This window comes from Pseudonocardia sp. (assembly GCF_025965585.1).
Classification (GTDB): Bacteria; Actinomycetota; Actinomycetes; order Mycobacteriales; family Pseudonocardiaceae; genus Pseudonocardia.
This window is the reverse complement of the sequence record NZ_JAOPWR010000373.1, coordinates 1-26,940: the sequence shown is the minus strand read 5'-3', so window position 1 is coordinate 26,940 and position 26,940 is coordinate 1. Positions and strand designations below refer to the sequence as shown.

At 73.4% G+C, this 26,940-nt stretch carries 27 protein-coding genes and 2 pseudogenes; 25 read left to right on the top strand and 4 right to left on the bottom strand.

Annotated elements, in window-relative coordinates:
• From JWR81_RS23055 to JWR81_RS23045, 3 genes and pseudogenes are all read left to right on the top strand, one after another.
• Nucleotides 1-200 (top strand): annotated as a pseudogene (locus JWR81_RS23055) (urease accessory protein UreF); the annotation flags it as partial.
• 4 nt (nucleotides 201-204) lie between these two features.
• On the top strand, nucleotides 205-852 hold the full coding sequence (gene ureG / locus JWR81_RS23050; RefSeq protein ID WP_297656859.1) for an urease accessory protein UreG: 648 nt from the start codon (nucleotides 205-207) through the stop codon (nucleotides 850-852).
• The gene (locus JWR81_RS23045; RefSeq protein ID WP_297656843.1) at nucleotides 849-1,604 is read left to right on the top strand and encodes an urease accessory protein UreD; all 756 of its coding nucleotides are present in this window, start codon (nucleotides 849-851) and stop codon (nucleotides 1,602-1,604) included. The genes ureG and JWR81_RS23045 overlap by 4 nt, the downstream gene beginning before the upstream one ends.
• Before the next feature lie 244 nt (nucleotides 1,605-1,848).
• On the opposite strand, the gene JWR81_RS23040 is transcribed toward JWR81_RS23045, so the two are convergent.
• Nucleotides 1,849-2,283 (bottom strand): PPOX class F420-dependent oxidoreductase, encoded by a 435-nt coding sequence (locus tag JWR81_RS23040; RefSeq protein WP_297656840.1) that lies wholly within the window; start codon nucleotides 2,281-2,283, stop codon nucleotides 1,849-1,851.
• 431 nt (nucleotides 2,284-2,714) lie between these two features.
• Between JWR81_RS23040 and JWR81_RS23035 the strand changes: the two genes are divergently transcribed.
• Nucleotides 2,715-3,380: an A24 family peptidase gene (locus JWR81_RS23035; RefSeq protein WP_297656836.1), complete on the top strand. Its 666-nt coding sequence runs from the start codon at nucleotides 2,715-2,717 to the stop codon at nucleotides 3,378-3,380.
• Nucleotides 3,381-3,415: 35 nt separating this feature from the next.
• Nucleotides 3,416-4,618 carry a chorismate synthase gene (gene aroC / locus JWR81_RS23030; RefSeq protein ID WP_297656833.1) on the top strand — a complete coding sequence of 401 codons (1,203 nt, stop codon included), beginning with the start codon at nucleotides 3,416-3,418 and terminating at the stop codon, nucleotides 4,616-4,618.
• Nucleotides 4,619-4,684: 66 nt separating this feature from the next.
• On the opposite strand, the gene JWR81_RS23025 is transcribed toward aroC, so the two are convergent.
• Nucleotides 4,685-4,987, bottom strand: a complete 303-nt coding sequence (locus tag JWR81_RS23025) for a hypothetical protein (protein WP_297656830.1) — start codon at nucleotides 4,985-4,987, stop codon at nucleotides 4,685-4,687.
• 313 nt (nucleotides 4,988-5,300) lie between these two features.
• Between JWR81_RS23025 and JWR81_RS23020 the strand changes: the two genes are divergently transcribed.
• The 7 genes from JWR81_RS23020 (at nucleotide 5,301) to JWR81_RS22990 (ending at nucleotide 11,125) form a co-directional block, all read left to right on the top strand.
• Complete coding sequence (locus JWR81_RS23020; protein ID WP_297656856.1) at nucleotides 5,301-5,915, top strand: shikimate kinase; 615 nt, start codon at nucleotides 5,301-5,303, stop codon at nucleotides 5,913-5,915.
• A 120-nt stretch (nucleotides 5,916-6,035) separates the two neighbouring features.
• Entirely contained in the window at nucleotides 6,036-7,118 is a 1,083-nt protein-coding gene (gene aroB, locus JWR81_RS23015; RefSeq protein WP_297656853.1) for a 3-dehydroquinate synthase, read from the top strand.
• Entirely contained in the window at nucleotides 7,115-7,546 is a 432-nt protein-coding gene (aroQ, locus tag JWR81_RS23010) for a type II 3-dehydroquinate dehydratase (RefSeq protein WP_297656827.1), read from the top strand. Before aroB ends, aroQ begins: the two co-directional genes overlap by 4 nt.
• Complete coding sequence (locus JWR81_RS23005; RefSeq protein WP_297656824.1) at nucleotides 7,543-8,613, top strand: Xaa-Pro peptidase family protein; 1,071 nt, start codon at nucleotides 7,543-7,545, stop codon at nucleotides 8,611-8,613. Before aroQ ends, JWR81_RS23005 begins: the two co-directional genes overlap by 4 nt.
• Before the next feature lie 157 nt (nucleotides 8,614-8,770).
• Nucleotides 8,771-9,334 carry an elongation factor P gene (gene efp / locus JWR81_RS23000; protein WP_297656821.1) on the top strand — a complete coding sequence of 188 codons (564 nt, stop codon included), beginning with the start codon at nucleotides 8,771-8,773 and terminating at the stop codon, nucleotides 9,332-9,334.
• Nucleotides 9,335-9,336: 2 nt separating this feature from the next.
• Complete coding sequence (gene nusB / locus JWR81_RS22995; RefSeq protein ID WP_297656850.1) at nucleotides 9,337-9,756, top strand: transcription antitermination factor NusB; 420 nt, start codon at nucleotides 9,337-9,339, stop codon at nucleotides 9,754-9,756.
• 193 nt (nucleotides 9,757-9,949) lie between these two features.
• Nucleotides 9,950-11,125, top strand: coding sequence for an MFS transporter (locus tag JWR81_RS22990; protein WP_297656818.1), 1,176 nt, complete (start codon nucleotides 9,950-9,952; stop codon nucleotides 11,123-11,125).
• Between the two features lie 156 nt (nucleotides 11,126-11,281).
• Here the strand turns inward: JWR81_RS22990 and JWR81_RS22985 are convergent, their stop codons facing one another.
• Nucleotides 11,282-11,764 (bottom strand): transcriptional regulator, encoded by a 483-nt coding sequence (locus JWR81_RS22985; RefSeq protein ID WP_297656816.1) that lies wholly within the window; start codon nucleotides 11,762-11,764, stop codon nucleotides 11,282-11,284.
• Nucleotides 11,765-12,271: 507 nt separating this feature from the next.
• Here JWR81_RS22985 and pyrR point away from each other — a divergent pair.
• From pyrR to coaBC, 10 genes are all read left to right on the top strand, one after another.
• Nucleotides 12,272-12,859, top strand: a complete 588-nt coding sequence (gene pyrR, locus JWR81_RS22980) for a bifunctional pyr operon transcriptional regulator/uracil phosphoribosyltransferase PyrR (RefSeq protein WP_297656813.1) — start codon at nucleotides 12,272-12,274, stop codon at nucleotides 12,857-12,859.
• Entirely contained in the window at nucleotides 12,856-13,800 is a 945-nt protein-coding gene (locus JWR81_RS22975) for an aspartate carbamoyltransferase catalytic subunit (protein WP_297656810.1), read from the top strand. Before pyrR ends, JWR81_RS22975 begins: the two co-directional genes overlap by 4 nt.
• Entirely contained in the window at nucleotides 13,797-15,092 is a 1,296-nt protein-coding gene (locus JWR81_RS22970; RefSeq protein ID WP_297656807.1) for a dihydroorotase, read from the top strand. The genes JWR81_RS22975 and JWR81_RS22970 overlap by 4 nt, the downstream gene beginning before the upstream one ends.
• Nucleotides 15,085-16,224: a glutamine-hydrolyzing carbamoyl-phosphate synthase small subunit gene (gene carA, locus JWR81_RS22965; protein ID WP_297656804.1), complete on the top strand. Its 1,140-nt coding sequence runs from the start codon at nucleotides 15,085-15,087 to the stop codon at nucleotides 16,222-16,224. The genes JWR81_RS22970 and carA overlap by 8 nt, the downstream gene beginning before the upstream one ends.
• 30 nt (nucleotides 16,225-16,254) lie before the next feature.
• Nucleotides 16,255-19,554 (top strand): carbamoyl-phosphate synthase large subunit, encoded by a 3,300-nt coding sequence (carB, locus tag JWR81_RS22960; protein ID WP_297656792.1) that lies wholly within the window; start codon nucleotides 16,255-16,257, stop codon nucleotides 19,552-19,554.
• Nucleotides 19,555-19,594: 40 nt separating this feature from the next.
• A complete protein-coding gene (gene pyrF, locus JWR81_RS22955) occupies nucleotides 19,595-20,419 on the top strand; it encodes an orotidine-5'-phosphate decarboxylase (protein ID WP_297656789.1) in 825 nt (274 codons plus the stop codon).
• A 701-nt stretch (nucleotides 20,420-21,120) separates the two neighbouring features.
• A complete protein-coding gene (gene mihF / locus JWR81_RS22950; RefSeq protein WP_297656786.1) occupies nucleotides 21,121-21,435 on the top strand; it encodes an integration host factor, actinobacterial type in 315 nt (104 codons plus the stop codon).
• The gene (gene gmk / locus JWR81_RS22945; RefSeq protein WP_297656783.1) at nucleotides 21,432-22,055 is read left to right on the top strand and encodes a guanylate kinase; all 624 of its coding nucleotides are present in this window, start codon (nucleotides 21,432-21,434) and stop codon (nucleotides 22,053-22,055) included. The genes mihF and gmk overlap by 4 nt, the downstream gene beginning before the upstream one ends.
• A 2-nt stretch (nucleotides 22,056-22,057) precedes the next feature.
• Complete coding sequence (gene rpoZ, locus JWR81_RS22940; protein WP_297656846.1) at nucleotides 22,058-22,333, top strand: DNA-directed RNA polymerase subunit omega; 276 nt, start codon at nucleotides 22,058-22,060, stop codon at nucleotides 22,331-22,333.
• A gap of 2 nt (nucleotides 22,334-22,335) precedes the next feature.
• Nucleotides 22,336-23,550, top strand: coding sequence for a bifunctional phosphopantothenoylcysteine decarboxylase/phosphopantothenate--cysteine ligase CoaBC (coaBC, locus tag JWR81_RS22935; protein ID WP_297656780.1), 1,215 nt, complete (start codon nucleotides 22,336-22,338; stop codon nucleotides 23,548-23,550).
• Nucleotides 23,551-23,673: 123 nt separating this feature from the next.
• Here coaBC and JWR81_RS22930 read toward each other — a convergent pair whose 3' ends face one another.
• Complete coding sequence (locus JWR81_RS22930) at nucleotides 23,674-24,222, bottom strand: SH3 domain-containing protein (RefSeq protein ID WP_297656777.1); 549 nt, start codon at nucleotides 24,220-24,222, stop codon at nucleotides 23,674-23,676.
• Between the two features lie 255 nt (nucleotides 24,223-24,477).
• On the opposite strand from JWR81_RS22930, the gene metK reads away from it, so the two are divergent.
• The 3 genes and pseudogenes from metK to JWR81_RS22915 form a co-directional block, all read left to right on the top strand.
• A complete protein-coding gene (gene metK / locus JWR81_RS22925) occupies nucleotides 24,478-25,674 on the top strand; it encodes a methionine adenosyltransferase (RefSeq protein WP_297656774.1) in 1,197 nt (398 codons plus the stop codon).
• A gap of 79 nt (nucleotides 25,675-25,753) precedes the next feature.
• Nucleotides 25,754-26,221, top strand: coding sequence for a cupin domain-containing protein (locus JWR81_RS22920; RefSeq protein ID WP_297656771.1), 468 nt, complete (start codon nucleotides 25,754-25,756; stop codon nucleotides 26,219-26,221).
• Between the two features lie 96 nt (nucleotides 26,222-26,317).
• Nucleotides 26,318-26,940 (top strand): annotated as a pseudogene (locus JWR81_RS22915) (primosome assembly protein PriA); the annotation flags it as partial.

Genomic DNA, 26,940 nt, shown 5'->3' with positions numbered 1-26,940 from the left:
GGCTCGACCCGCTCGCGGTGGCCGCCGCGGCCGTGGTGGCGGGACGGTCCGCCGATCCCGTGGCCGCCGACGCCGCCGCGGACGCCGCCCTCGCCGTCCTGGCCGACGACCCGGGCCTGCTCCCGGCCGACGGCAGCCCCCTGCACGACGTCCTCGCCCAGCTCCACGACATCTCGGAGGCGACTCTCTTTGCATCGTGACGATCTGCTCACCGCTCACGCCCACGCTCCGCTCGCCGCCGGGCCCGCGGCACCGCTACGGATCGGGATCGGCGGGCCCGTCGGGGGCGGCAAGACGGCGCTGGTCGCCGCCCTGTGCCGCACCCTGCGCGACGAGCTGTCGCTGGTGGTCGTCACCAACGACATCTACACGGAGGAGGACGCCGAGTTCCTCCGCCGCCACGGCGTCCTGCCCGACGACCGGATCCGCGCCGTCCGCACCGGCTGCTGCCCACACACCGCGATCCGCGACGACATCACCGCCAACCTTGACGCGGTCGAGGCCCTCGAGGCACGGCACGACCCCGATCTGGTGCTCGTCGAGAGCGGCGGTGACAACCTCACGGCCACGTTCAGCTACGGGCTCGTGCACGCCCAGATCTTCGTGCTCGACGTGGCCGGCGGCGACAAGGTGCCGCGCAAGGGCGGGCCCGGCGTGACGCGGTCGGACCTGCTGGTGATCAACAAGATCGACCTCGCGCCGCTGGTCGGCGCCGATCTCGAGGTCATGCGGGTCGATGCCGAGAAGGTCCGCGAGGGACGTTCGACAGTGCTCGTCTCGTTGCGGGAGCAGCCGGACGCCGCCCCGATCATGGAGTGGATCACCGCGCAGGTGCGGGCCCGGCGTCCGTGACGGCCGTCGTCCCCGCCCCGGGTACCCACCGCGACGGGCTGACCGCCACGGCGACCCTCACCGTCGACCGGGACGGCGGAAGGCCACGGATCCGCTGGTCGCACGCCTGGCCCGTGGTCCTGCGGCCGACCGGCGACGAGCAGGTCCACCTGGTGCACGGGGCGGGCGGGCCGCTCGGTGGCGACGTGCTGTCGCTCGGCGTGACCGTGGGGGCCGGCACGGCACTGCGGGTGCGCAGCGCCGGAGCGACGATGGTGCAGCTCGGGCGGGGCGCGGAACCGGCCCGCTGGGACGCCACCGTCGACGTCGGTGCCGGCGGACGGCTGGACTGGGCCCCGGAGCCGACCGTCGTCACCGACGGCGCCGCCTTCGACACGAGCCTGCGGATCGCGCTGGCCGGTGACGCCACCGCGGTCGTGCGGGAGATCGTCGTGCTCGGCCGCCACGGCCGGACCGGGGGCCGGTACCGCGGCCGGCTCGACGTCACGGTCGGCGACGATCCGCTGCTGGCCCACACCACGCTGCTCGGCGGTGCCGACCCCGCCCTCCGAGGCCCGGCCGTGACCGCGGGGGCGCGCGCGGTGGGGACGCTGCTGGTCGCAGGCGACCCCGGCGACCGGCGGGGCGCGGGGGAGGTCAGCGGGGTGCGCTGGGCGTGGACCGCCCTCGACGGGCCCGGCGCGCTGCTCCTGGCCGTTGGCGACCCGGGGCCGGTCACGACGCTGCTGGACGAGGCCGCGCGGGGTTCCTGAGCGCGCGGGGTGCCGGTCCCGGCGGGACATGTGGTCGCGGTGCTGCGGCCCTGTCCCGGTGGTGTGGCGGTCCGGTGGTGTGGCGGTCCGGCGGTGCGGTGAGCCGCACAGTGGCGAGCCGCGCTGGGCCGGGGCCACCTCGATGATCGTCAGGAGTCGGCACGCGGCGCCACATGTGACCGCTCCTGCCCGCTCCCGGTGATCATGCGCCCCGGTGGCCGGTGGCCGGTGGCCGGTGGCGCGGTCAGGACGCGGGCATCACCCATCCGTAGACGTGGTCCAGTCGGAGCGTCAGCATCACTCGCTGGTCGGCGACCATGGCCGCGCGGTACTCGTCCCAGTCGGGGTGCTCGCCGCCGACGGCCCGGTAGAGGTCCACCAGCGCCTCGACCGTCGCGTCGTGGGGGTCGGCCGCGGGCGGCGTGAGCTCGGCGGTGCCGTCACCGACGGCGTAGGCGCGCAGGTCGGGGGAGGTCACCATGTAGCTCGTCCGCGGGTCGCGGCGCAGGTTACGCGTCTTCGCTCGGGGCTCGGTGATCGAGACGCGCAGTGTCCGCGTCTCCGGGTCGAAGGCGTGGGTGACCACGGACGCCTGCGGGCGGCCGTCGCGCTTGATAGTGAGCAGGGTGCCGCCGCGCTGGGTGGCGAACAGGTCGAGCAGGCCGGGGTCGACGGGCATGCGTACTCCTCGTAGCGGGGACCGGGCTATCACCGGGCACCAACGTTCCCGCACGTCACCGGTATGCCCGTGGGCGGGTTGTCCCCATCGAGGGCCGGCCGTCCACAGTTCCCGGGTGGGGCTGGCGCGGAGTGCGCGTGCCCATCGAACATCGACGCCATGAGATCCGGAGAACACAGATCGCGGGCCGTACCGACATTCCCCGTCGCCCGGCTGGTGGAGGCCGCGGCCGGGCCGGGCCGGGGTGAACGGGCACGCGGTGGTCGGCGGCGGTGGTTCAGCCCGGCCACCGCGCCGCGTCCCGGCCCGGCCGCCGGCACGATCGCCGGGTGCGGTGACCAGGCGGCCGGCCTCGGTGCCGGGTCCGTCCCGGAGAAGGGCCGGCCGGGCGGGGATCGGGAGCCGGCCGGGCCGATCGCGCGGTCCCCGTGGTGAGCGGCGCGGTCCCGCCGGGCCTGTTCGTCGTGGCCGCGGCAGTGGTGGCCGGCGGCCTCGGTGCCCAGGCAGGAGCCGGCGCGCGGTGGTTGCTCGCGCGGATGCGCCGTGGGGCCCGCGTCCGGGCGCCGGTGTGCGAGGTCGCCGTGGGTGTGCTGTGGGCGCTCGTCGGCGGGGCCTGGGCGGCCGGCGTTGTGCCGGGCGGATGGGTCCCCGCGCTGCTCGGGCTCGGCTGGCTCGCCGCTGCGGCGGGTGTGGTCGACCTGCGTCACCGCCGGCTTCCCGACGCCCTCACCCTGCCGGCGCTCCCGGTCGCGCTCGTGCTGCTCGCCCCGCTGGGCCCCGGGCCGGTGGTGCGCGGCGCGATCGGGGCGGTGGCCGCCGTCGCCGTCCACGCGGCCGTGCACCTGGTGGTGCCCCGGGCCATGGGGGCGGGCGACGTGAAGCTCGCCGGCTCGTTGGGCGCCGTGCTCACCGCGTCGTCGTGGTCGGCTCCGGTGCTCGCACTGGTGCTGGCCGCGCTGCTCACGGGCGCCGGAGCCGTGGCCGGGATGGTGCGCGGCCGGGTGGGGCGCGGGGGTGCCGTGCCCCACGGGCCGTCCATGCTCGTGGCCTGCTCGGTGGTGGCCACAGCGGCGGCGGTCGGAGCGGGGACGGGGTGAGGGCCGTGGCCGGGGCGGGTGGGAGGATGGTCGCCGTGCTGCGCTGGATCACCGCCGGGGAGTCCCACGGTCCCGCACTGGTCGCCGTCCTCGAGGGCATGGTCGCCGGTGTCGAGATCACCACCAAGGAGCTGGCCTCGGAGCTGGCCCGCCGCCGTCTCGGCTACGGCCGGGGTGCGCGGATGAAGTTCGAGGCCGACGAGCTCGAGGTGATCGGCGGCGTCCGCCACGGGGTCACCCAGGGCGGCCCGATCGCCGTCCGTATCGGCAACACCGAATGGCCGAAGTGGGAGACGGTCATGGCGGCCGACCCTGTCGACCCCGCCCTGATCGAGAACCGCGCCCGCAACGCGCCGCTGACGAGGCCCCGTCCCGGTCACGCCGACCTCGCGGGGATGACCAAGTACGGCTTCGACGACGCCCGCCCGGTGCTGGAGCGCGCCAGCGCCCGCGAGACAGCCTCCCGGGTGGTGCTCGGCACCGTGGCCCGGGCGTTCCTCAAGCAGGCCTTCGACGTCGACATCGTCTCGCACGTCGTGGCGCTCGGCAGCGTCGACGCCCCCGACGACGAGCTGCCCGGCCCGCACGATCTGGAGCGGGTCGACGCCAGCCCCGTACGGGCCTTCTCGGACGCGGCCACGGCGGCGATGGTCGCCGAGGTCGATGCCGCCCAGCGCGACGGCGACACGCTCGGAGGCGTCGTCGAGGTCATCGCCTACGGGCTGCCGGTCGGCCTCGGGTCGTACGTCCAGTCCGACCGCAGGCTCGACGCCCGGCTCGCCGGGGTGCTCATGGGGATCCAGGCGATGAAGGGCGTCGAGATCGGCGACGGCTTCCGCACCGCCCACCGCCGCGGCAGCGAGGCCCACGACGAGATCGTCCCCGGCGACCCGGTCAAGCGGCTGTCCAACCGCGCGGGTGGCATCGAGGGCGGCATGACCAACGGCGAGCCGGTGCGGGTGCGCGTGGCGATGAAGCCGATCTCCACCGTGCCTCGCGCGCTGCAGACCATCGACGTCGCCACCGGTGAGGCGGCCCAGGCCATCCACCAGCGGTCCGATGTCTGCGCGGTGCCGGCCGCGGGCGTGGTGGCGGAGGCCATGGTGGCGCTGGTGCTGGCCGACGCGGCCGTCGAGAAGTTCGGCGGCGATTCGATCGAGGAGACGCGTCGCAACCTGCGGTCCTACACCGAGGCCGCCGCCAAGGCCGGTCTCGTCGCCCACGAGCCCAGGGCCTGATCCGACCTCGCGCCCACCGGGCCGGACCTGGTTCCGGTGGAACGGGCAGCCGGGCCGCGCCAGGCCTCAGCCCTCGTCGGTCGCCGGGTCCTCGGTCACGGGGCCGCGCACGCGCGCGATGCCGTCGCGGAACTCGGCCGCCCGGGGACCGGTTGGTACGTCCCGCGCCGGCTCCGTCGACCTTTCGGGGGCGGCGAAGGCGGAGAACGGCGTGCCGTCGCCGCGCCCGCCCGGAACACGCAGCTGGGGATCGAGGTGCTGCTGCTGCGAGCGGCGTGGCAGCGGGGGCTGCTCGCGAGACTGCGGCAGGTCGCCCTCGCCGCGGGGGTGCAGGGGAGGGGCCGCAGGCTCCTCGCGTCCGGCCGTCATCGCGCCACCCGGGGTGCCGGCCCGTGGGCGGCGGGGGCAACGGTCGTGCGGTCCGGTGCGGGCCGGGGAGCAGGTCCGCTTGCGTCGTCCAACCCGGAACTCCTGTTCGTGCAACTCGTACGACAGCCGGTGCCATGTAGGTCACGGCCCGGCTACTGCGCCGCGGCCGGAGCGTATCCGACAATCGAATCGGGCCCGTCCGGGGACGCTCGGCCCCCGGTTGCGTGACGGCCGGGCCGGCGGGAGCGTATGGCGTCGTGACGCTCGCCCGGAGGTCGCTAGGCTGTCGCCGGTGAGTTCCGACAGGCGTCCCATCCTCGTGCTGGTCGGCCCGCCCGGCGCCGGCAAGACCACCGTCGGTCGCGTGCTGGCGCGCCGTCTCCGGGTGGAGTTCACCGACGTCGACGCGCTGATCGTCGAGCGGGCGGGCAAGCCGATCGCGGACATCTTCCTGCAGGACGGCGAGCCCGCGTTCCGCGCGCTGGAGCGCGAGGTCGTGGCCGAGGCGCTCACCGTCACCGACGGGGTCCTCGCGCTCGGCGGTGGTTCGGTGATGGCCGACGAGACGCGCGCACGGCTGCGCGGGCACCGCGTCGTACACCTGCAGGTCGGGCTGTCGGACGGGCTGCGCCGCACCGGGATGTCCACCGCTCGCCCGCTGCTGGCCGGGGTGAACCCGCGGGCCACGTTCAAGGCGCTCCTGGACGCGCGGGCGCCGCTGTACCGCGAGGTCGCCACCCACGAGATCGACACGGTCCGCCGCAGCGCCAACCAGGTGGCGCGGGCGGTGCTGGAGGCCATCGGCGAGGTCCCGGCGAGCGCTCCCGCCGACCCGTTGGACCCCGACGATCCGCTCGACGTCCCCACCCCGTTCGGTGCGCACGCCGCAGGCGCGACCCCCCTCCCGGACCCGACCGCTCGGCACTGACCCCGGCCCGGCGATCGTGCCCGGTGACGGGCGCGGGCGGCGGATGGCCACGTCGGTAAGGTCGGCCTCGTGGACAACGGAGCACCGGACGCGGCGCCGTCAACGGCAGGGCCCGCGGGCGTGGACGAGATCGTCCGGATCGATGTGGCCACCGAGCGGCCCTACCCGGTCCTGGTCGGGCGCGGGGTGCGCGGACGCCTGCCTGCCACCGTGGTGGAGCTCGGGGCGTCGTCGGCGGTGCTCATCCACCAGCCCGCGCTCGCCGATGTGGCCGAGCAGGTGCGCGCGTCACTCCTCGCCGTCGGGGTGGACGCCCACCGCGTCGAGATCCCCGACGCGGAGGAGGGCAAGGCGCTCGCGGTCGCCGGGTTCTGCTGGGAGGTATGCGGCCGGGTCGGGCTGACCCGCCAGGACGTCGTCGTGTCGCTGGGCGGGGGAGCGGCCACCGACCTCGCCGGCTTCGTCGCCGCCACCTGGATGCGCGGGGTGAAGGTCGTCCACGTACCGACCACGCTGCTCGCGATGGTGGACGCGGCGGTCGGCGGCAAGACCGGTATCAACACCGCCGCCGGCAAGAACCTCGTCGGCGCGTTCTACGAGCCATCGGCTGTGCTGGTCGACCTCGCGACGCTCGACACGCTGCCCGCGTCGGAGATCGTCGCGGGCAGCGCGGAGATCATCAAGACCGGCTTCATCGCGGACCCGGTGATCCTCGATCTGATCGAAGCCGACCCCACCGCCGCGCTGGACCCCGCCGGACCCGTGTTGGCCGAGCTCATCGAGCGGTCGATCCGGGTCAAGGCCGGCGTCGTCGCGGCCGACCTGCGCGAGTCGCACCTGCGCGAGATCCTCAACTACGGACACACCCTCGGCCACGCGATCGAGCGCCGCGAGGAGTACCGGTGGCGCCACGGGGCCGCCGTCAGCGTCGGGCTCGTGTTCGCGGCCGAGCTCGCGCGGGCCGCCGGACGTCTCGACGACGCCACGGCCGACCGCCACCGCGCGGTGCTGAGCTCGGTCGGGCTCCCCGTGTCGTACGAGGCCGGGGTACTGCCCGAGCTGGTCGAGAGCATGCGCGGCGACAAGAAGTCCCGTGCGGGGATGCTCCGCTTCGTGGTCCTCGACGCCCTCGCGCAGCCCGTGCGGCTCGAGGGCCCCGAGCCCGCCCTGCTGGAGCAGGCGTACGCGGCGGTGTCCTCGTGACCACGCCGGTCCTCGTCCTCAACGGCCCCAACCTCGGCCGCCTCGGCACCCGCGAGCCCACCGTGTACGGCCGCACCACCTACGCGGACCTCGTCGAGCTCTGCGAGAAGATCGGCTCCGAGCTGGGCCTCGACGTCGACGTCCGGCAGACCGACCACGAGGGCGAGCTGCTGGGCTGGCTGCACGAGGCCGCCGACGCGGGCACGCCCGTCGTCCTCAACGCCGCGGCGTGGACGCACACCTCGGTCGCCGTCCGCGACGCGTGCTCGCAGCTCACCGCACCTCTGGTGGAGGTGCACATCTCGAACGTGCACAAGCGCGAGGAGTTCCGCCACCACTCCTACATCTCCGACGTGGCGAGCGGGGTGATCGTCGGGCTGGGGGTCACGGGCTACACGCTCGCGCTGCGCTGGATCGCCGAGCAGTGACCGCCGCCCGCCGGGACGCCCTGCGGGGCCTGCTGCGCGCCGCCGAGCTGGACGCGTTGCTGGTCACCGACCTTGTCAACGTCCGCTACCTCACCGGGTTCACCGGCTCCAACGGTGCGCTGCTCGTCCACGTCGACGGGGACGCGGCCAGCCGCTTCTGCACCGACGGCCGCTACCGCACGCAGTCGGCGCAGGAGGTGTCCGACCTCGAGACGGTGATCGACCGCGGCAGTGCGCTCGCGCTCGCCCGGGTCGCGCGGGGCCTGGTCGGGTTCGAGTCCGGCCACGTCACCGTCGACGAGCACGCCGCACTGTGCGAGGCCGCGGAGCACGCGCGGCTCGAGCGCGCGCCGGGCCTCGTGCAGCAGCTGCGCCTGATAAAGGACGACGCCGAGATCGCCGTGCTGCGGGAGGCCTGCGCCGCCGCCGACGCCGCGCTCGGCGACCTCATCGCCGCCGGCGGGCTGGTGCCCGGCCGCACCGAGCGCGAGGTGGCGCTCGACCTGGAGAACCGGATGCGCGCCCACGGCGCGGACGGCCCGTCGTTCGAGACGATCCTCGCGGCGGGCGCGCACTCCGCGATCCCGCACCACAGGCCCACCGACGCGGTGCTGCGGCGCGGCGACCTGGTGAAGATGGACTTCGGCGCGCTCGTCGGCGGCTACCACTCCGACATGACGCGCACCGTCGTTCTCGGCCCCGCCGCCGGCTGGCAGCGCGAGCTGTATGCGCTGGTGGCGGCCTCGCAGGAGGCCGGACGGAAGGCATTGGCGCTCGGCGCCGACGTCGCCGACGTCGACGCTGCCGCCCGCTCCGTGATCGACGACGCCGGCCGCGGCGACGAGTTCGTGCACGGGCTGGGGCACGGCGTCGGCCTGGAGATCCACGAGCCTCCCGCCCTCGCCAAGTCCGGTGCCGGCACGCTCGCGGCGGGTATGGCCGTCACCGTCGAACCCGGGGTGTACCTGGAGGGCCGGGGCGGCGTGCGCATCGAGGACACGCTGGTCGTGCGCGCCGCGGGGCCCGAGCTGCTCACGCTCACCACGAAGGAGCTGCTCGAGATCTAGCCGGGGTGGACCGGTACCCTGGACATCGGACGACAGCGCCGACGCACGTTTTCCCGCGGAGGCGCCAGACAGCGGCGCCGATCACGGCGCCGCGCATCAGCAGACCCGGCGCGTGACGACTCCCCGCGCCCAGCACAGACGCAGGAGATGTACGCACGTGGCCACCACGAACGACCTGAAGAACGGCTTGGTGCTCAACCTCGACGGCCAGCTGTGGACGGTCACGGCCTTCCAGCACGTCAAGCCCGGCAAGGGCGGCGCCTTCGTACGCACCACGCTGAAGAACGTGATGACGGGCAAGGTCGTGGACAAGACCTTCAACGCCGGCACCAAGGTCGAGACCGCCACCGTCGACCGGCGCGACATGACCTACCTCTACCGCGACGGCTCCGACTTCGTGTTCATGGACGGCGACACGTACGACCAGATCCCGATCCCGGAGATCACGGTCGGCAGCAACGCCGGTTACCTGCTGGAGAACCAGACGGCCATGGTGGCGCTGCACGAGAGCGTTCCGCTCTACATCGAGCTGCCCACCTCGGTGGAGCTGGTCATCTCGCACACCGACCCCGGCCTGCAGGGCGACCGCTCCACTGGTGGCACCAAGCCGGCCACACTGGAGACGGGCGCGGAGATCCAGGTGCCGCTGTTCGTCACCACCGGCGAGAAGGTCAAGGTGGACACCCGCGACGGGCGCTACCTCGGCCGCATCTCCAGCTGATGTTGCGTGCGCGTACGAAGGCGCGGAAACGCGCTCTCGACATCCTCTTCGAGTCCGAGGCGCGGCGGGAGGATCCCCTCGAGGTGCTGACGCAGCGCCGCGAGACCGACGACGCGCCGCCCGTGTCCGACTACGCCGCGATGCTCGTGCGCGGGGTGGTCGAGCACCGCGAGCGCATCGACCAGCTGCTGTCGGAGCACGCCGAGGGGTGGACCGTGGCGCGCATGCCGGCCGTCGACCGCGCGCTGCTGCGCATCGGGGTGTTCGAGCTGCTGTGGGTCGACGAGATCGACGACCCCGTGGCCATCACCGAGGCGGTGGAGCTCGCGCGCACCCTGTCGACCGACGACAGCCCGAGGTTCCTCAACGGCGTGCTGGGCCGCATCGCCGACATCGCGGAGCACCTGCGCGCCACGCGCTGACGGCTTCCGAACGCACGGCGCCCTCGTCGGACAGGTACCGACGAGGGTGCCGTTCGTCTATCCGGGTACGTGGTCAGCGCCACGCCGCATTCATGTCGAATCGATTCGATGCGCGGCGTAGCGTTCTGTTCGGCCTGCCGCAACGACGAGTCCGGGCCGTCCATCGTCCTGTCGTCCGTTCTGGAGTACCGCCGTGCCGATCGCGATCCTCGCTATGGCGCTGGGGGCATTCGCCATCGGGCTCACCGAGTTCGCCGTGATGGGTCTGCTGCCCCGCATCGCCACCGAGCTGTCCGTGACCCTCCCCGTCGGGGGCAACCTCGTCACCGCCTACGCCGTCGGCGTCGTCGTGGGCGCCCCGTTGCTCACCGCCGCAGCCGTGCGGCTACCCCGCCGGACCGCGCTGCTGCTGTTCATGAGCCTCTTCGCCGCGGGCAACGGCCTCGCCGCGGTGGCGCCGAGCTTCGGGCTGCTGCTCGTGGCCCGCTTCCTGTCCGGGCTGCCGCACGGGGCGTTCTTCGGCGTCGGGGCGCTGGTGGCCGCGTCACTGGTGCCGGAGCGACGCCGGGCGTCGGCGGTGGCGTCGATGCTTCTCGGCCTGACGGTCGCCAACCTCGTCGGCGTGCCGGCTGCGACGCTGCTGGGCGGGCTCGCCGGTTGGCGGCTGTCGTTCGTCCTCATCACGGTGCTCGCGCTGGCGTGCGTGGCCGGGATGCTGGTCACGGTGCCGCGCGACGCCGTGACGGCCCGCCCGAGCCTCGGCTCCGAGCTCGCCGCGCTGGGCAAGCCCGCTGTGCTGCTGGCGCTGGGCACGGTGGTGATCGGATGCGGCGGGCTGTTCGCGTTCTACACGTTCATCACGCCGATGATGACCGACCTCGCGGGCTTCGGCACGGCCGCGATCCCGGTGCTGCTGGGCGTGTTCGGCCTGGGCATGACCGTGGGCTCGGTGGTGGGCGGCCGTCTGGCCGACCGGTTCGACCCCTGGCGGGTGGTGATCGGCCTGCTCGCCGGGCAGACGCTGCTGCTGGCGGTCTCCGTGTTCGCGGTGCACTCGCCCGTCCTCGCCCCGGTCATGGTCTTCGGGGTCGGGGCGACGGGCGTGGCGATGGTGCCCGCGGTGCAGTCCGTCGTCATGGACGCAGCCGGAGACGCGCCCGCCCTGGCGTCGGCGACGATCCAGTCGGCGTTCAACCTCGCCAACGCGCTGGGAGCCTCGCTCGGCGGTCTCGTCCTGGCGGCGGGCCTGGGGCTGGCGGCACCGCCCGGGGCGGGGGCGCTGCTCTCGGCCCTCGGCCTGGGGCCCGCTGTGCTGATGGTGCTCCTGGCCCGCCGGGCGGGGGCGCGCAAGGACACGGTCCCGGCCTGACGGGGGCGCGCCTCCGTCGTCGGATGTGGGGCGTGGCCCACACATGACGGAGCCGCACCGGCCCTCCGCTGTGGGGGAATCCACTGCGGACGGCCGGTGCGGCTCCGGTGATCCGGCGGGTCCGGCACCCTTCCCCAGGTGCCTGGCCCGGTCGGGCTACGAGGCGGGACGCGCCTCGGGGGGCAGGACGCCCCAGTCGATGAGCTGGTCGGTCAGCTCGCCGGGCGTCATGTCGTAGATGATCGACAGCGACCGGAGGTCCTCGGCACGGATGGAGAGGACCTTGCCGTTGTAGTCACCGCGCTGGCTCTGGATCGCGGCGGCGTAACGGGCGAGCGGGCCCACCTTGTCGGCGGGGAGCTGCTGGAGCCGCTCGAGGTTGATGACGATCTTCGTCGCCGGCTCGGAACCGGACGGGACCCGGCCCTCGGGGAGGAGCTCGGCCACCGGGACTCCGTAGAAGTCGGCCAGCTCGGCCAGCTTCTGCACGGTGACGGCACGGTCACCACGCTCGTAGGAGCCCACGACGACCGCCTTCCAGCGGCCGCCCGACTTCTGTTCCACCCCGTGGAGCGACAGCCCCTGCTGCTGCCGGATCGCGCGCAGCTTGCCGCCGAGCGCTTTGGCGTAGTCGCCCATCTGGCGACCTCCTCACTTGCTGGTCCGTCGGGCCCGCCGCGGACGTTGGGCAACCGACCCTGGTGCTGACTGTGTGGTGCGCTGGGAGCCGTGGCGCGGGAACTGCGGGGCCCTTGTTCCGCCAGGTGGTGCCCCCCGCTTCCGCGGCCACCCTGCGAACAAGGAATCAATACGGAGAGTAATCATGCGCTCGCACCGCCGATCGGTCAAGCCGCGTACCCCCTGATGGTGCCGCTGGGCGCCGAGACCACTCGAACGGCTGATCGACATGCGCGGGCCTGGCGTTACGCCGGGCCAACGCCGAGTACTCACCGTGCGATGGTGACAGTGCCGTGGCCAGTGGGGTACGAGTGGGTGTCGTCCACGCTCACACACCGGTGTGACACTCCCGATGTCGGGCCTCCGGATGGGGCTGCCGCACGGACCCGCTGGTACGGTCGTGTCGCCGGCCCTGAACCAGGACCGTTCCTTTAAGGCCCGTCCGGTGAGGCGGGGAAGGAGTTACTCGTGGCGGACGACCGCCGCGGGGACCAGGCAGGCGTGGCCCCTCCCGCCCGGGAGCTGCTCAGCGCCGCCGACGTCACCCGCACCATCGCGCGTATCGCGCACCAGATCATCGAGAAGACCGCCGGCACGGAGAACGTCGTGCTCATCGGCATCCCCACGCGCGGCGCCGTGCTGGCCCGCCGGATCGCGGCGGCGATCGCCGACTTCGAGGGCAGCGCGCCGGCGGTCGGCTCGGTCGATCCCACGCTGTATCGCGACGACCTGCGCCGCCGGCCCGCGCGCGCCCTGGAGGACACCGAGGTGCCCGAGGGCGGTCTCGACGACACGCTCGTCGTCCTCGTCGACGACGTGCTGATGTCCGGCCGCACCGTGCGGGCCGCGCTCGACGCTCTCTCCGACCACGGTCGCCCTCGCGCGGTGCAGCTCGCCGTGCTCGTCGACCGCGGGCATCGGGAGCTGCCGATCCGCGCCGACTACGTGGGCAAGAACGTGCCGACGGCCCGGGACGAGCAGATCCTCGTGCTCCTGGACGAGATCGACGGTAGCGACGCCGTGAAGCTGGGCCGGCTCCCCGGGGGCGGTTCGTGAAGCACCTGCTCTCGGTGACGGACCTCGACGCCGCCGCGGCCACCGCCCTGCTCGACACCTCCGACCGGCTCAAGCAGGCCCTGCTGGGCCGCGAGGTGCGCAAGCTCCCCACCCTGCGCGGCCGCACGGTCATCACGATGTTCTACGAGAACTCCACACGCACGCGCGTCTCGTTCGAGATCGCGGGCAAGTGGATGAGCGCCGACACCGTCAACGTGAGCGCGTCGGGCTCGTCGGTGGCGAAGGGCGAGTCCCTGCGCGACACCTCGCTGACGCTCTCGGCGATGGGGGCGGACTGCGTGATCGTGCGGCACCCCGCCTCGGGCTCGGCCCACCGGCTGGCCGCCTGGGCCGACCGCGACGCGGCCATGACCGGCACGCACACGTCGATCGTCAACGCCGGCGACGGCACGCACGAGCACCCCACGCAGGCGCTGCTCGACGCCGCCACGCTGCGGGACCGGCTCGGGTCCATCGCGGGGCGCCGCATCGGGATCGTGGGCGACGTCCTGCACAGCCGGGTCGCGCGCTCCAACGTCTTCCTGCTCGCCACCCTCGGCGCGGAGGTGGTGCTGATCGCGCCGCCCACCCTGCTGCCCGTGGGGGTGCAGGAGTGGCCGTGCCGGGTCAGCCCCGAGCTCGACGCCGAGCTGCCCGCGCTCGACGCCGTGATGATGCTGCGCGTGCAGGCCGAGCGCATGCACGGCTCGTTCTTCCCCTCCTCGCGCGAGTACGCGATCGGCTACGGCCTCTCCGAGGACCGCGCCGGCCTGCTGCCCGACCACGCCGTGGTCCTGCACCCGGGCCCGATGGTGCGCGGCATGGAGATCGCGCCCGCCGTGGCGGACGGGCCGGCGTCGGCGGTGCTGGCGCAGGTCCGCAACGGCGTGCACGTGCGAATGGCCGTCCTCTACCACCTCCTGGCCGGAGCTCCCGAATGACTCTCTTCCTGACCAACGCCCGGCCCTACGGCGAGGGCGACGCGGTCGACCTGCTCGTCGAGGACGGGGTGATCACCGCGATCGGCACCGGCCTCACCGCTCCCGACGGCGCCGAGACGATCGACGCCGCCGGGCTCGTGCTGCTGCCGGGCTTCGTCGACCTGCACACCCACCTGCGCGAGCCAGGGGGCGAGGAGTCCGAGACCATCGCCACCGGCTCGGCCGCCGCGGCGCTGGGCGGGTACACCGCGGTCTTCGCGATGCCCAACACGAGCCCCGTGGCCGACACCGACGTCGTGGTGGAGCACGTGCGCCGTCGCGGCGAGGAGGTCGGGCTCGTCGACGTCCACCCGGTCGGTGCGGTCACCGTGGGGCTCGAGGGCGCCAAGATGGCCGAGCTCGGCACGATGGCCAAGAGCCGGGCGCAGGTCCGGATGTTCTCCGACGACGGCAAGTGTGTGAACGACCCGCTGATCATGCGCCGCGCGCTGGAGTACGCGTCCGCGCTCGACGTCGTGATCGCCCAGCACGCCGAGGACCACCGCCTCACCGGCGGCGCGCAGGCCCACGAGGGCGTGGTCGCCTCGAGGCTGGGGCTGGCCGGCTGGCCGGCCACCGCCGAGGAGACGATCGTCGCCCGCGACTGCGCCCTGGCCCGCGAGGCCGGAGCCGCGCTGCACGTCTGCCACGTCAGCTCCGCCCGCACCATCGACGTGCTGCGCGCGGCGAAGGCCGCCGGGGTGCGGGTGAGCGCCGAGGTCACCCCGCACCACCTGCTGCTCACCGACGCCCGGCTCACCAGCTACGACCCGGTCAACAAGGTCAACCCGCCGCTGCGCACCGGGCCCGACACGCAAGCCATGCGGCAGGCGCTGGCCGAGGGCGTCATCGACGTCGTCGCCACCGACCACGCCCCGCACGCCAGCCAGTACAAGGACACCGAGTGGGGCGCGGCCAAGCCCGGCATGCTCGGGCTTCAGACGGCGTTCTCGGTGGTGGTCCACACGATGGTCGAGCCGGGGCTGCTGGACTGGCGCGGCGTCGCCCGAGTCCTGTCCGAGCGCCCCGCCGAGATCGCCGGGCTGCCCGACCAGGGCCGTCCGATCGCGGAGGGCGAGCCCGCGAACCTGGTGCTCGTCGACCCCGAGGGCGTGTGGACGGTGCGGGGCGAGAAGCTGGCCAGCCGCTCGTCCAACACGCCGTACGAGGGCATGCGGCTGCCGGCCACGGTGGTCGCGACGGTGCTGCGCGGACGCGTGACCGCTAAGGATGGAGAGGTGGCGCATGTCTGACGCCCTACTGGTCCTCGAGGACGGCAAGATCTTCCGCGGCGAGGCCTACGGCGCCACCGGCACCGGCCTGGGCGAGGCGGTCTTCACCACCGGCATGACCGGCTACCAGGAGACGCTGACCGACCCCTCGTACCACCGCCAGATCGTGGTGCAGACCGCCCCGATGATCGGCAACACCGGCTGGAACGACGAGGACGACGAGTCCGCGGCCATCCAGGTGGCCGGGTACGTTGTGCGCGACCCGAGCCGTTCACCGTCGAACTGGCGTTCCACGAGGACCCTGGACGCGGCGCTCGCCGCGCAGGGGATCGTCGGGGTCGCCGGCGTCGACACCCGCATGCTGGTCCGCCACCTGCGGGAGCGCGGCGCGATGCGGGCCGGCGTCTTCTCGGGAGACGACCTCGCGTCCGACGCCGAGCTCGTGGCCCGCGTGCTCGACAGCCCGCCGATGGAGGGCGCCGACCTCTACGGCGCCGTCACCACCCCAGAGCCCTACGTGGTGCCCGCCGTGGGCACGCCGCGGTTCCGGGTGGCGGCACTGGACGTCGGCATCAAGTCCAACACCCCGCGGATGCTGGCGGCGCGCGGCATCGAGACCCACGTGCTGCCCGCGTCGACGACGATCGAGCAGATCGAGGCGCTCAACCCCGACGGGTTCTTCCTCTCCAACGGCCCGGGCGACCCGGCCACCGCCGACGGTCCCGTGGAGCTGACGCGGCAGGTGCTGGAGCGGCGGATCCCGCTGTTCGGCATCTGTTTCGGCAACCAGATCCTCGCCCGGGCGCTCGGCCGCGGCACCTACAAGCTGCGCTACGGCCACCGCGGCATCAACATCCCGGTGGTCGAGCACGCCACCGGTCGTGTGGCGATCACGTCGCAGAACCACGGCTTCGCTGTCGAGGGCGAGGCGGGGGAGCGGTTCGACACCCCGTTCGGCCCGGCCGAGATCACCCACACCTGCCCCAACGACGGCTGCGTCGAGGGCCTGCGCGCGCTCGACGTGCCCGCGTTCAGCGTGCAGTACCACCCTGAGGCGGCGGCGGGCCCGCACGACGCGATGGACCTGTTCGATCGCTTCGTGGACCTGATGAACCCCCCGGGGCGCCACCACCTGGCAGGAGGTGGCGAATGAGCCCCGCTGCCATCGAGACGAAGGACGCCCGTGCCTAAGCGCGACGACATCCGGCACGTCATGGTCATCGGGTCCGGCCCGATCGTGATCGGCCAGGCATGCGAGTTCGACTACTCCGGCACCCAGGCCTGCCGCGTGCTGCAGGCCGAGGGCATCCGGGTGTCGCTGGTGAACTCCAACCCGGCGACGATCATGACCGACCCCGAGTTCGCCGACGCCACCTACATCGAGCCGATCACGCCCGAGTTCGTGGAGCAGGTCATCGCCGCCGAGCGACCGGACGCGATCCTGGCGACGCTGGGCGGCCAGACGGCGCTCAACACCGCCGTCGCGCTGCACGAGAACGGCGTGCTGGAGCGCTACGGCGTGGAGCTGATCGGCGCCGACGTCGAGGCCATCCAGCGCGGTGAGGACCGGCTGAAGTTCAAGGAGATCGTGCTGGGCGTCGGCGGCGAGGTGCCGCGCAGCGCCGTCTGCCACTCCATGGACGAGGTGCGCGCCGCCGCCGCCGACCTCGGGCTGCCCGTCGTCATCCGGCCGTCGTTCACGATGGGCGGGCTGGGTTCGGGCATGGCCCACACCGACGAGGACCTCGACCGCCTCGCGGGCGGCGGGCTCGCCGCGTCGCCGGTCACCGAGGTGCTCATCGAGGAGTCGGTGCTCGGCTGGAAGGAGTACGAGCTCGAGCTCATGCGCGACCGCAACGACAACGTGGTCGTCATCTGCTCGATCGAGAACATCGACCCCATGGGCGTGCACACCGGTGACTCGATCACCGTCGCCCCGGCCATGACGCTCACCGACCGCGAGTACCAGCACATGCGCGACGTCGGCATCGCCGTGCTGCGCGCGGTCGGGGTCGACACGGGCGGCTGCAACATCCAGTTCGCCGTGAACCCCGACACCGGGCGCCTGGTCGTCATCGAGATGAACCCGCGCGTCTCGCGGTCCTCCGCGCTGGCGTCGAAGGCCACCGGCTTCCCGATCGCGAAGATCGCGGCGCGGCTGGCCGTCGGCTACACGCTCGACGAGATCCGCAACGACATCACCGGCGAGACCCTCGCCGCGTTCGAGCCCACGCTCGACTACGTGGCCGTCAAGGTGCCGCGGTTCGCGTTCGAGAAGTTCCCCGGCGCCGACCCCGAGCTGACCACCACGATGAAGAGCGTCGGCGAGGCGATGGCGCTGGGCCGGTCGTTCCCGGAGGCACTGGGCAAGGCCCTGCGGTCGATGGAGACCACCGCGGCGGGCTTCTGGACCACGCCCGATCCCGACGGCGAGCCCGAGATCCGCACTCCCGTCGACGGGCGCATCTACGCCGTCGAGCGGGCGCTGCGGGAGGGCGCGTCGGTCGCGCAGGTCACCGAGACCTCGGGCATCGACCCCTGGTTCCTCGACCAGATCGCCGTGCTCAGCGAGCTGCGCGAGGAGATCCTCGCCGCTCCGGTGCTGGACGCGCGGCTGCTGCGCCGGGCCAAGCGCGCGGGTCTGTCGGACCGCCAGCTCGCGGCGCTGCGCACCGAGTTCGCCGGCGAGGACGGGGTGCGCACCCTGCGCCACCGCCTCGGGATCCGGCCGGTCTACAAGACGGTCGACACCTGCGCGGCCGAGTTCGCCGCGAAGACCCCGTACCACTACAGCGCCTACGAGACCGACCCGTCCGCGGAGTCGGAGATCGCGCCGCAGACCGAGAAGCCGAAGGTGCTCATCCTCGGCTCCGGGCCCAACCGGATCGGGCAGGGCATCGAGTTCGACTACTCGTGCGTGCACGCGGTGATGGCGCTGCGCGAGGCCGGGTTCGAGACCGTGATGGTCAACTGCAACCCCGAGACCGTCTCCACCGACTACGACACCGCCGACCGCCTGTACTTCGAGCCGCTGACCTTCGAGGACGTGCTCGAGGTGGTGCACGCCGAGCAGCAGAGCGGCACCGTCGCGGGCGTCATCGTGCAGCTCGGCGGGCAGACGCCGCTGGGGCTCGCCGCCCGCCTCACCGCGGCGGGCGTGCCCGTCGTCGGGACCTCCGCGGCCGCGATCGACCTGGCCGAGGACCGCGGCGCGTTCGGCGAGGTGCTCCGCAAGGCCGGCCTCCCGGCGCCCGCGTTCGGGATGGCCACGTCGTTCCCGCAGGCGCAGGAGATCGCCGCGCGCATCGGCTACCCGGTGCTCGTCCGCCCGTCCTATGTGCTCGGCGGGCGTGGCATGGAGATCGTCTACGACGACGAGACGCTGCGCGGTTACATCTCGCGGGCCACCACGATCAGCGACGAGCGCCCGGTGCTCGTCGACCGCTTCCTCGACGACGCCGTGGAGATCGACGTCGACGCGCTGTGCGACGGCACCGAGGTGTTCCTCGGCGGCGTGATGGAGCACATCGAGGAGGCCGGGGTGCACTCCGGCGACTCCTCCTGCACGCTGCCCCCGATCACGCTGGGCAGCTCCGTGCTGGAGGCGGTCCGCCGCTCCACGGAGGCCATCGCGCACGGCGTCGGGGTGCGGGGGCTGCTCAACGTCCAGTACGCGCTGCACGGCGACACGCTCTACGTGCTGGAGGCCAACCCGCGCGCGTCGCGGACGGTGCCGTTCGTGTCCAAGGCGACGGCCGTGCCGCTGGCCAAGGCGGCAGCGCGGATCATGCTCGGCGCCACGATCGCCGAGCTGCGCACCGAGGGACTGCTCCCGGCCGAGGGCGACGGGGGCGTGCTGCCGCCTGATGCGCCCATCGCGGTCAAGGAGGCGGTACTGCCGTTCAACCGGTTCCGCACGCGCGAGGGCAAGAACATCGATCCGCTGCTCGGGCCGGAGATGAAGTCCACCGGCGAGGTGATGGGGTTCGACGCCTCGTTCGGGGCGGCGTTCGCCAAGTCGCAGGCCGGGGCGTACGGGTCGCTGCCGACGTCGGGGCGTGCGTTCGTCTCGATGGCCGACCGCGACAAGCGCGCGATGATCTTCCCGGTGCTGCGCCTGGCGGACCTCGGCTTCGAGGTGCTCGCCACCGAGGGCACGGCCGAGGTGCTGCGCCGCTACGGGCTCGCGGTCACGGTGGTGCGCAAGCACAGCGACGTCACAGCGGGCGGCGGTGAGGAGACGATCGTGGACCGGATCCTCGCCGGCGACGTCGACCTGATCATCAACACCCCGTACGGCAACTCCGGCCCCCGCGTGGACGGCTACGAGATCCGTGCGGCGGCCGTGTCGCGCGGCGTCCCGTGCGTCACGACGGTGCAGGGCGCGGCGGCGGCGGTGCAGGGGATCGAGGCGATGAAGGCGGGCAAGATCGGCGTCCGATCGCTGCAGGACGCCCACGCGGCGCTGCGGAAGTCCCAGTGAGCGACGACTGCTCCACGCACGTGCCCGTCTGGAGGCTGCGGTGACCGGCAGGTTCGGCGCGCGGCTCACCGCGGCCGTCGCCTCGCACGGGAACCTGTGCGCCGGGATCGACCCGCACCCGGGCCTGCTGGCCGGCTGGGGCCTCACCGACGACACCGCCGGGCTCGAGACCTTCGCCATGGCGTGCGTGGAGGCCTTCGCCGGTCACGTCGCCGTCGTGAAGCCGCAGTCGGCGTTCTTCGAACGGCACGGCTCGCGGGGGATCGCGGTGCTGGAGCGGGTGCTGCAGGCGTTCGCCGGTACCGGGACGCTGGCGATCCTCGACGCCAAGCGGGGTGACATCGGCTCCACGATGGACGGCTACGCCGACGCCTACCTCGCGGTGAGGGCTCCGTTGGGCGCGGACGCCGTGACGCTCTCGCCCTACCTCGGGTTCGGCTCGCTCGCCCCGGGCCTGGACGCGGCCGCCGACGCGGACCGCGGGGTGTTCGTGCTGGCCCGCACGTCCAACCCGGAGGGCGAGGAGGTGCAGCTCGCGTCGGTGGGCGGGCGGACCGTCGCGCAGTACGTGGTGGACGCCGCGGCGGAGCGCAACGCCGGCGCCGAGCCGCTCGGGGACGTGGGCGTCGTGATCGGGGCGACGACGGACCACGGCCTCGACCTCTCGGCCCTCAACGGGCCGGTGCTCGCCCCGGGGCTCGGCGTCCAGGGCGCGGGACCGGCCGACATCCCGGCGCGCTTCGCCGGACTGGCCGGGATCGTGCTGCCGGCGGCGTCGCGGTCGGTCCTGAACGCGGGCCCGGACGTGGCCACCCTGCGCGGGGCGGCGGAGTCGCTGCGGGACGAGCTCAGCGCGGCGGTCTGAGCGCCGGGGCGGCTGCTCCACCGCGTGTGCCCCATCCCCGCTCCGGGAGCGCGACGCGGCCGCCTGGCGGGCCCCGTTGCCGCCGATCGGGCCGTCGGTGCCGCGGTGGCCGCGCGGCGAGTGCGTTCGCCGACAGCACGGCGAGCGGGGCCACCAGGATCACGGCGATGAAGGCGACGGGCGGCCGGTACCGCAGGGGTGCGATGTCGGCGACCGCGTCGGAGCAGCTCGGCGGAACGACCCGCGACCGGCGTCGACGTCCTGCTGCACGACGCGCGGTTCACCGCGTCGGAACGGCAGCTCACCGACGCGTTCGGGCACGCCGCGGTCGACGATGCGGTGGACTCTGCTGCCCGCTGCGGCGTGCGTGGGCTCGTGATGACCCACGACACCCCCCGACGGACCGATGACGAGCTGGACCGAATCGCACGGTATGTGGCCGGCCGGGCACCCGGGGTGACCCTCGCGATCCAGGGACGGTGCTCACAGTGCGGTGAGCGGGCGCGTCGGGCTCCGTCGACGTCGCCCGTTCGTGGTATCACCCCGACGGGGTGGTGCGAGAGCAAACCCACAGGTGGCACCCCCCGTTTCCCCTTCGGGGGTACGCCTGAGTACGTTCGGATCGACCGAACGGGCAAGCCCGTGAGGCGGTGACAATGCGCCACTGAAGACGCGGCGCAGGACGAAAGACGGAGGAGACCGTGGCCCTTCCCCAGCTGACCGAGGAACAGCGTGCTGCCGCGTTGGAGAAGGCGGCCGCGGCGCGCCGGGCCCGGGCCGAGCTGAAGGACCGGCTCAAGCGCGGCGGCACCACCATCGGCGAGGTGCTCAAGCAGTCCGACACCGACGAGGTCCTCGGCAAGATGAAGGTCTCGGCACTGCTCGAGGCCATGCCGGGGGTCGGCAAGGTCCGCGCGGCCCAGCTCATGGAGCAGCTCGAGATCGCGCAGTCGCGGCGCCTCAAGGGTCTCGGCGACCGGCAGCGCAAGGCACTGCTGACCCACTTCGAGGGGTGACACCCTCACCGCACGACACCCGGAGGGGCCGGCTGATCGTTCTGGCCGGCCCCTCCGGCGTCGGCAAGAGCACCATCGTGGCGGAGCTGCGCCGGCAGCTGCCCGAGCTGTACTTCTCTGTGTCGGCCACCACACGGGACCCCCGTCCCGGCGAGGTGGACGGCGTGCACTACCGGTTCGTCGGGCCCGAGGGGTTCGCGCGGATGATCGAGGGCGGGGAGCTGCTGGAGTGGGCCGATATCCACGGCGGCCTGCAACGCTCCGGCACCCCGCGGGGGCCCGTCGAGGACGCCCTCGCCAGGGGACTCCCGGTGCTGGTGGAGGTGGACCTGCACGGCGCCCGCTCGATGAAGAAGGCGATGCCGGAGTCGATCTCGGTGTTCGTCGAGCCGCCGTCGTTCGAGGAGCTGGAGCGCCGGCTGAAGGGCCGCAACACCGAGTCGGCGGAGCAGTTCGCCCGCCGCCTGGAGACCGCCCGCGAGGAGCTCGCCGCCCGCAGCGAGTTCGATGTGGAGCTGGTCAACCGTGATGTCGAGGACGTCGCGATGCGGTTGGTAGACTTGCTGGTCGGCCGTGCACGTCCGGACGGTCACGCACCCCTTACAGGAGTTTCTGAGTGAGCATGCCGCTGACCGGCGTCACCGCCGGCGCACTTCCCGAGGGCATCACCAACCCGCCCATCGACGACCTCCTCGGCCAGGTGAGCTCCAAGTACGCGCTGGTCATCTACGCGGCCAAGCGCGCCCGCCAGATCAACGACTACTACTCGCAGCTGGGCGAGGGCCTGCTGGAGTACGTCGGCCCTCTCGTCGAGCCGGGTCCGCGTGAGAAGCCGCTCTCGATCGCCATGCGCGAGATCCAGGCCGGCCTGCTGGAGCACACCGAGGGCGAGCAGTAGCCGTGCGGGAGGCGCCCCGGGTGCTGCTCGGGGTGGCCGGGGGGATCGCGGCCTACAAGAGCGCCGAGATCCTCCGCAGGCTCACCGAGACCGGCCACTCCGTGCGCGTGCTCCCCACGGCCTCGGCACTCGAGTTCGTCGGGGCCGCCACGTTCGAGGCGCTCTCCGGTCACCCCGTGCGCACGGGCGTCTTCGCCGACGTGCCCTCGGTGCCGCACGTCAAGCTCGGCCAGGAGGCCGATCTCGTGGTGGTCGCGCCCGCCACGGCCGATCTGATGGCCCGGGCGGCGCAGGGCCGGGCCGACGACCTGCTGACCGCCGCGCTGCTCACCGCGCGCTGCCCGGTGCTGTTCGCGCCCGCCATGCACACCGAGATGTGGGAGCACCCCGCCACGCGCGCCAACGTGGAGCTGCTCCGCTCGCGCGGCGTCGTCGTGCTGGAGCCCGCCTCCGGCCGGCTGACCGGCCAGGACACCGGCCCCGGCCGCCTGCCCGATCCCGCCGAGATCGCCGATCTCGCCCGGCTGCTGCTGGAGCGCGCCGACGCGCTGCCGCGCGATCTCGCCGGCCGCCGCGTGGTCGTCTCCGCGGGCGGCACGCGCGAGGCCCTCGATCCCGTCCGGTACCTGGGCAACCGGTCGTCGGGGCGGCAGGGCTACGCGCTCGCGCGGGTCGCCGCCCAGCGGGGCGCGGCCGTCACGCTCGTCTCGGCCCACACCTCCGACCTCGCCGCGCCCGCCGCCGTCGACGTCGTGCACGCCGGCTCGGCGGCGGAGCTGCGCGAGGCGATGCTGGCGGCGGCGAAGGGGGCCGACGCCGTCGTCATGGCCGCGGCCGTCGCCGACTTCCGGCCGGTGTCGCTCGTCGGGCACAAGATCAAGAAGAGTGCGGCCGAGCCGGATCCCCTGCGGCTGGCGAAGAACCCCGACATCCTCGTGGAGCTCGTCGGCGGGCGCGAGCCGGGCCAGATGGTGGTCGGTTTCGCCGCCGAGACGGGCGACGAGCACCACGACGCCCTGCACTACGGCCGTGAGAAGCTCGTCCGCAAGGGGTGCGACCTGCTGGTCGTCAACGCGGTGGGCGACGGCCGGGCGTTCGAGGTGGCCGACAATGCGGGCTGGCTGCTCGGTGCCGATGGCACCGAGAGTGTCCTGGCGAACGGGTCGAAGGGGCTGCTCGCGTCGCGCGTGTGGGACGCGGTCGCGGCCCGCCTCTGACGGGAAGGACCACTCCGGGCAGGCCGGTCGCCGTGCATCCCGCGGGGCGGGCGCCGCACAGGTCATCGGGGTGACCCGGCGCGGCCCGCCCCGCGGGGAGGCTCAGCGGGAGATGCGGTGCAGTCAGCCGAACAGGCCCCGGGACGGGCTCTGGCCGTTGCCCTGGTCCGAGGAGCCGGTGCTGTTCTGGCCGGGGTCGGTGGTCGGGTCACCGGCGTTCTGGTTGCCGATGTCGTTGCCGCTCGTGCCGGGGGTGTCGCCGGCCGTGGGTGCGGAACCCCGCTCGCCGCTGCCCTGGCCGCCGGTGGTCGTCGGTGCGGCCGTCGGGGTCGTGGTGGCGCGCGAGGACGGGTTGGGCGGGGTCTTGCCGTTCACCGAGACGTACTCCCGGGCTGCCCAGCCCTTGAGATCGACGAGGTGCACGAACCCGTTGCGGGTCTGGTCGACCTGCACGGCCGTCCCCCTCTCGCAGACGGCGACGATCTCCGCGTCGGCGCTCGGCTCGGAGCGGACGTTCACGTTGTCGACGCATTTGCCCGGCTGGCTCGCCGAGGGAGCTGCGGCGGCGGTGCCGGCGACCAGTGCCATCGTGGTGGTGGCGCTGACCGCGACCAGCGCGCCGACCACCGCGAAGGCGCGGCCGTGTCGGCGGATCGTCAGTCGAGGGTTCATGTTCAGCGTTCCTCCGTCATGAAATGGGGTCTTCCCCCCGCCCAACGAGCGCGGCCGTTACCGATTCGCTACCTGCTGTGACATCACCGGAACGGTTGACGTCGGGTGGCCGTGTCGGGCACGACATCACGGACAGTCATGAACGTGACATGTGCGGCACCTAACGGTCGAGACCCGGCCAGCGACTACTCTCGCGTGCCGGGATCGCCTTGCGGAGCACCGCGGCGATGGGACGAGCAGGAGATGGAGTGCCGCGTGGCGAACGCGAGGTTGTTCACCAGTGAGTCGGTGACCGAAGGTCACCCCGACAAGATGTGCGACGCCATCAGTGACACGGTGCTCGACGCCCTGTTGGCGCAGGACCCCCGCAGCCGCGTGGCGGTGGAGACGCTGGTGACCACGGGCCAGGTGCACGTCGCCGGCGAGGTCACCACCAGCGCCTACGTCGACATCCCCACACTGGTGCGCGAGAAGATCCTCGAGATCGGCTACGACTCGTCGGCCAAGGGCTTCGACGGCAACTCCTGCGGTGTCAACGTCGCGATCGGCTCGCAGTCGGCCGACATCGCGCAGGGCGTCGACACGGCCTACGAGAGCCGCGTCGAGCTGTCCGAGGACGAGATCGCGCGCCAGGGAGCCGGCGACCAGGGCCTCATGTTCGGCTACGCCAACACCGACACCCCGGAGCTGCTGCCGCTGCCGATCGCGCTCGCGCACCGGCTGGCCCGTCGCCTCACGGAGGTCCGCAAGTCCGGCGTCCTGCCCTACCTGCGCCCGGACGGCAAGACCCAGGTCACCATCGCCTACGACGGCGACAAGGCCGTGCGCCTGGACACGGTGGTCGTGTCGAGCCAGCACGCCGCCGACATCGACCTCGACGGCATGCTGGCCCCCGACATCCGTGAGCACGTCGTGCTGCCCGAGCTGGGCGCCATCGGTCTCGACGTGTCGGACTACAAGCTGCTGGTCAACCCGACCGGCCGGTTCGTCGTCGGCGGTCCGATGGGCGACGCGGGCCTGACCGGCCGCAAGATCATCGTCGACACCTACGGCGGCTTCGCCCGCCACGGCGGCGGCGCGTTCTCCGGCAAGGACCCGTCGAAGGTCGACCGTTCCGCGGCCTACGCCATGCGCTGGGTGGCCAAGAACGCGATTGCGGCGGGTCTGGCCGAGCGCGTCGAGGTGCAGGTTGCGTACGCGATCGGCAAGGCGGCGCCCGTCGGGCTGTTCGTCGAGACGTTCGGCACCGAGAACGTCGACCCCGTGAGGATCCAGTCGGCGATCTCGGAGGTCTTCGACCTGCGACCGGCCGCGATCATCCGCGACCTCGACCTGCTCCGCCCGATCTATGCGCAGACCGCCGCGTACGGCCACTTCGGCCGCACCGACGTCGAGCTGCCGTGGGAGAGCACGGCCCGCGCCGACGCCCTGAAGTCGGCTGCGGGCGCCTGAGCGCGAGTCGCACGATGCCGGTCCCGCCCACCCCCGCGAGTCGACACGATCCGGCGCACGAGTCGGCACGGAGCGGCGGATGAGCTACCCGGAGGCGCTGGGGGCGCCCGTCACGGTGCACCGCGCGGCGGACCCGCCGGACCTGGCGGGGCCGCCGTCGGTGCGCTTCGTCGCACCCGGATCAGTGACGGCCGGCCGCTTCGGCCTGTTCAGCTACCGGATGGCGGCGCTCGGGGCCGGGCCCGGCCCGCACGTCCACCGGACGTTCTCGGAGTCCTTCTACGTCGTCTCGGGTGAGCTGACGATCTTCGACGGCACGATGTGGTCGGCGTTCGGGCCGGGTGACTTCGCCCATGTGCCCGACGGGGGTGTGCACGGGTTCCGCAACGACGCCGACACCGAGACCGAGTTCCTCATCCTGTTCACACCCGGCATCGCGCGGGAGGACTTCTTCCGTGAGCTGGCCGAGATCCGCGAGAGCGGGCGGGTGCTGTCGGCGCAGGAGTGGACCGCGTTCTACGCCCGGCACGACCAGGTCAACCTCTGACGTCGACCTCTGCCGGACCGCCGGCCCGGACTGTCGGTCCCGTCGGGAAGGATGCGCCGCGAACCCGGGACACGGGGGCGGATGCGAGGAGGGGTGATGGCGGCGCGCAACCGGGGGGAGTGGCGGCCCGCCGCCGCGCTGCCCGTGGCGCGGGTCGCCGTGGACGTCGCGCTGGCCCATCTGGACCGCCCGTTCGACTACCGGGTGCCCGAGCACCTCGACGGCGCCGCCGTGCCCGGGGTGCGGCTGCGCGTCCGGTTCGCCGGGCGGCTGGTGGACGGCTTCCTGCTCGAACGGGCCGCCGACTCCGAGCACACGGGCACGCTGGCCTGGGTCGAGAAGGTGGTGTCACCGGAGCCGGCCCTCACGCCCGAGGTGGCGGCGCTGTGCCGGGCCGTCGCCGATCGCAGCGCCGGGGTCATGGCCGACGTCCTGCGGCTCGCCGTCCCTCCGCGGCACGCGCGCGTCGAGGCCGAGGCGGCCAGGTCCGGTCATCCGCCCGAGCCGCCGGTGCCGACGCCGTACGCGGCGCCCGCCGAGCCGGGATGGAGCCGCTACCCCCGGGGTCCCGCGCTGCTCGACGCCCTGTCCGGGGGCCGCGCGGCGCACGCCGTCTGGCAGGCCCTGCCCGGTGAGGACTGGGCGCAGCGGCTGGCCGAGGCCACCGCGGCCACCGTCGCCGCCGGGCGGGGCGCGCTGCTCGTCGTGCCCGACCAGCG

Excerpts from the sequence above, each read along its gene's own strand:
- JWR81_RS23040 (WP_297656840.1), bottom strand. The coding sequence starts at position 2,283 with ATGCCCGTCGACCCCGGCCTGCTCGACCTGTTCGCCACCCAGCGCGGC.
- JWR81_RS23025 (WP_297656830.1), bottom strand. The coding sequence starts at position 4,987 with ATGACGGCCGGACGCGAGGAGCCTGCGGCCCCTCCCCTGCACCCCCGC.
- JWR81_RS22985 (WP_297656816.1), bottom strand. The coding sequence starts at position 11,764 with ATGGGCGACTACGCCAAAGCGCTCGGCGGCAAGCTGCGCGCGATCCGG.
- JWR81_RS22970 (WP_297656807.1), top strand. The coding sequence starts at position 13,797 with ATGACTCTCTTCCTGACCAACGCCCGGCCCTACGGCGAGGGCGACGCG.
- carA (WP_297656804.1), top strand. The coding sequence starts at position 15,085 with ATGTCTGACGCCCTACTGGTCCTCGAGGACGGCAAGATCTTCCGCGGC.
- rpoZ (WP_297656846.1), top strand. The coding sequence starts at position 22,058 with ATGCCGCTGACCGGCGTCACCGCCGGCGCACTTCCCGAGGGCATCACC.
- JWR81_RS22930 (WP_297656777.1), bottom strand. The coding sequence starts at position 24,222 with ATGAACCCTCGACTGACGATCCGCCGACACGGCCGCGCCTTCGCGGTG.
- JWR81_RS22920 (WP_297656771.1), top strand. The coding sequence starts at position 25,754 with ATGAGCTACCCGGAGGCGCTGGGGGCGCCCGTCACGGTGCACCGCGCG.